Below are 3,455 nucleotides of genomic sequence, written 5' to 3'. Positions count from 1 at the left end.
GAAATAGTGTCGTCGCCCGGCCCCCCCAGGATCAGGTCGCCGCCGCCGCCGCCCAGAATGAGATCATCCCCCGCCCCGCCGATCAGCAGGTCCGCGGCCGCCCCGCCCGTCAAGGTCATGTTCCCGTCCGTCCCGCCGAACGGCCAGTCCCCACCAACTGCACTCATGCCAGCACCCCCGAGCTTGCGATTTCCCACCTGTGGACGCCTGCGCGTCTCCACCGTTCAACCGTTTCCCCGGTATACGTTTCGTAAAGCCCCGCGGCGCCGCCCCGTCCAAAGTGCGCTGCATTTGCGAAAGGGTGTGCGGCAAATGCGAAATACAACCTGATGGCGAGTTAAGGCCCTCTTTACCCGCTCCCGAACACTCAGGGACCAGCGAGATATCGCGACGAGGAGGGGGTAAGAACCATGGCCACCATTCCAGGCGGCGCTTTCAACGATTTCATCTTCGGCACGTCGGCGTCGGACTTCATCCAGTCCGGCGGCGGCGACGACAGCGTGTTCGGCGCCAGCGGCGACGACGTCATCGACGGCGGCGCCGGCGACGACACCCTGAACGGCGGCTCCGGCGACGACAGCATCGCTGGCGGTCTCGGCGACGACCTGGTGCTGGGAGGCACGGGCGACGATACGCTCGACGGCGGCGAGGGAGCGGACACGCTCTCCGGCGGCGCCGGCGCCGACGTCATGACGGGCGGGGCCGGCGACGACCTGATGGTCGGCGGCGCCGGCGACGACACGCTCGACGGCGGGGAGGGGAACGACATCGTCCAGGGCGACGCCGGAAACGACGTGCTCGCCGGCGGCGATGGCGACGACATGCTCGCGGGCGGCGTCGGCGATGACACCCTGGACGGCGGGGCGGGCGACGACCTCCTCGAGGGCGGCGCGGGCGACGACCTTTTGGCGGGCGGCGATGGCGACGACCTTCTCGACGGCGGCGCGGGCGACGATACGCTCGACGGCGGCGCCGGCGACGACGTGGCGTATGGCGGGGCGGGCGACGACCTCTTCGTCTTCTCCGGCGGCTACGACGTGGTGATGGACTTCGCCGAGGGCGACATGCTCGCCGTGTCGCGCGACCTCGAGGGCGTCAGCATCGAAACCGCCGAGGACGTGGCGGCCTTCGCCATCGATCTCGGCGAGGGCGGCACGCTGATCGACTTCGGTCAGGGCGACAGCGTGCTGCTGCACGGCGCGTCCTACGAGGAGATCCTCTCCGACCCGACACGGTTCATCTCGATCGTCTGATCCAAGTCGCCTCGGGGGCCGGCACCGGTCCGGCCCCCCTGCATCCCTCATGCTTCCAAGCTCGGATTTCGCCCATGAACGTGCGCATGCATCCGCTCGCCGGACGCCTTGCCGCGCCGGCGCACCGCCGCGTCGCACCTCTAGCCGAGACGCAACCGGTCGTGGCCCGGACGCCGCCGCCGGCCCGGGCCTGGGTTGCGCCGTTCGGCCCGGACGCAGCGGCGGTCGGGTTCGACGTCCCGTCGGGCGCATCGGGCGCGCCGCGGCGCCGTCTGGCCGCGCGCGTCGACGGAACGCCGCTCCGCGGCCGCTCCGCGGCGACGAGCCTCGCCCTGCGCTGCGGCGGTCTGCGCCGCGTGCTCGTCGTCGGCCTGTCCGCCTCCCACCTCGCGGAGCGGAGGCTCGTGCTCGACGTCGACGGCGGGCCCGTCGCGGCCAGCGATCCCGACTGGCTCGAATCGCCGCTCGCCGATCCGGCGGCGCTGCTCGACGGGCTCGACGATGGCGGCCGGCGGCGGCTGCTGCGCCTCGCGCTGACCGCCGGCGCCCGGCTTTTCGGCCCCGCCGCGGCCACCGCCTTCGGCGCGCTGGCGGAGCGCCTGCTCGACGCCCTTGACGCGCCAACCCTCGGGCCCGGCGTCTGGACTCCCGTCGGCCGCTACGGCGGGATCGCAACCTGGCGTGCGCCGAACGGGCCTGCTCCCGCGACGCCGGGCGAGGTGGCGCTGCTCGCGCCCTTTGCCGGCCGCCGCGCCGCCGGCGCGGGCTTTCTCGTGGAAGACGGGCCGGCAGGTCGGCTCCTTCACCTGCACCTGTCGCGACCGCTGCCGGCCGGGGGCGTCGCGGTTGGGCTCGGGCCGCAGCCGCTGCGCCTCGCCGCGCCGGATCCGGCGCGGGCCAGACCGTTCGCGCGCTGGCTCGCCGGCCGCAGCCCGCAGGCGCGCGGCTGGGCGCTGGCGCTGACGGAAGCGGCGGCCGCCGCCGACCCCGCCGCCGCCGCGCTGACGCGCGAACTGCGCCACGCCGACGCCCGGCCGCGGCTCGCGCTGCGCCTCGCCGGCACGCCGGCGGGGCTCTTGATCGGCTACCGGCTCGACGACCCGCACGGCCTCGCCGCGGCGCTCCGCGTCGAGCGCGGCGACGGGCCGGCCGTCGAGATCCCGGCCGCAGAAGCGGGCGCGAGCTTCGTCCCCCTGCCCCGCCGCTCCGCCATCGACGACCGCTGCCGGGTGCGGCTGGTCCTCGGGTCGGGGCGCGCGACGACGGTCTGGCGCGGAGCCGTGCCGGCCCTCTCCGGGACCGCTCCGGCAGGCTTCGGCCCCGAGTTCGGCCCCGGCGCCGTAGCGGCGCTGGCGCAGGCGCGTCTCTCGATCGAACGGACGCCGCGCCGCGTGTCCTCGGCCCGCTTCGGCGCAACCCGCTCCCGACCGCGCCTCAGCATCGTCGCTCCGGCCGAGGGCGGCCCGGACATCCTGCGCGCCCGTGCGGCCTTCGTCGCGACCGAACGCGGCGGCGCGGCGGTGGAGGTCGTGCTCCACGCCCTCGACCACGCCGCGGCGCGGCTGGCGGCGGAGGTCGCCACGGTGCACGGCGTGCCGCACCGCCTCGTCGTGACCGCCGGCGCGGCCGACGCGGCGGAGCGCGCGCTCGCCGCGGTCGCGGCCGCGGAGGGCGAGGCGATCCTGCTGCTCGGCGACGGCGTTCTCCCCGATGGCCCGGGCTGGCTGGCGCCCTGGCTGAAGCACGACGCCGGCCGGCCCCTCCTCGCCGCCACGCTCCTCGACCACGACGGCGCAGTGATCGACGCCGGCGCCCGCCTCGGCCCGGGCGGCCGGCTCGTGCGGCCATGGGTCGGCCTGCCGGCGCGGGATCTGCCACGCCGCCGCTCGGCCCCGACCGACTGCCCGGGCGCGAGCTGCGTCGGGCTCGATGCGGCGGCGGCGCGCGCGCTGGTCGCCGCCGGCCCGCGCCACCCCAGCCCGGACCTCCTCGTCGGCGCGCTGGCGGCGCGCCTCGCGGCGGACGGCGCGCGGATCGCGATCCGGTTCGATCGCCGCTTCGTCCGCTACGCCCCCCCCCCCCCCCCCCGCCCGCGGGGGGGGGGCCGCCCCCCCCCCCCCCCCCCCCCCCTCCCCAGGTCCACTTTTCCCTCCCCCGCCGCGAGGGGCGGTGGCTACATAAAGACCCCCCCCACCCCTCTTT

General features: G+C 76.2%; 2 protein-coding genes and 1 pseudogene. 2 read left to right on the top strand and 1 reads right to left on the bottom strand.

The window, feature by feature from the left end; genetic code table 11:
• Positions 1–167, bottom strand: a pseudogene (locus tag KBA23_RS07970) (hypothetical protein); the annotation flags it as partial.
• A 243-nt stretch (positions 168–410) separates the two neighbouring features.
• Between KBA23_RS07970 and KBA23_RS07965 the strand changes: the two are divergent.
• The gene (locus KBA23_RS07965) at positions 411–1,253 is read left to right on the top strand and encodes a calcium-binding protein (protein ID WP_290739073.1); all 843 of its coding nucleotides are present in this window, start codon (positions 411–413) and stop codon (positions 1,251–1,253) included.
• A 74-nt stretch (positions 1,254–1,327) separates the two neighbouring features.
• The coding region (locus KBA23_RS07960; RefSeq protein WP_290739070.1) for a hypothetical protein at positions 1,328–3,455 on the top strand (2,128 nt) is incomplete at its 3' end.

Source organism: Amaricoccus sp., from assembly GCF_017995835.1.
In the GTDB taxonomy this organism is placed as follows: domain Bacteria; phylum Pseudomonadota; class Alphaproteobacteria; order Rhodobacterales; family Rhodobacteraceae; genus Amaricoccus.
Note: the sequence above shows the minus strand (reverse complement) of the source record. Positions and strands in the feature narration are given on the sequence as shown.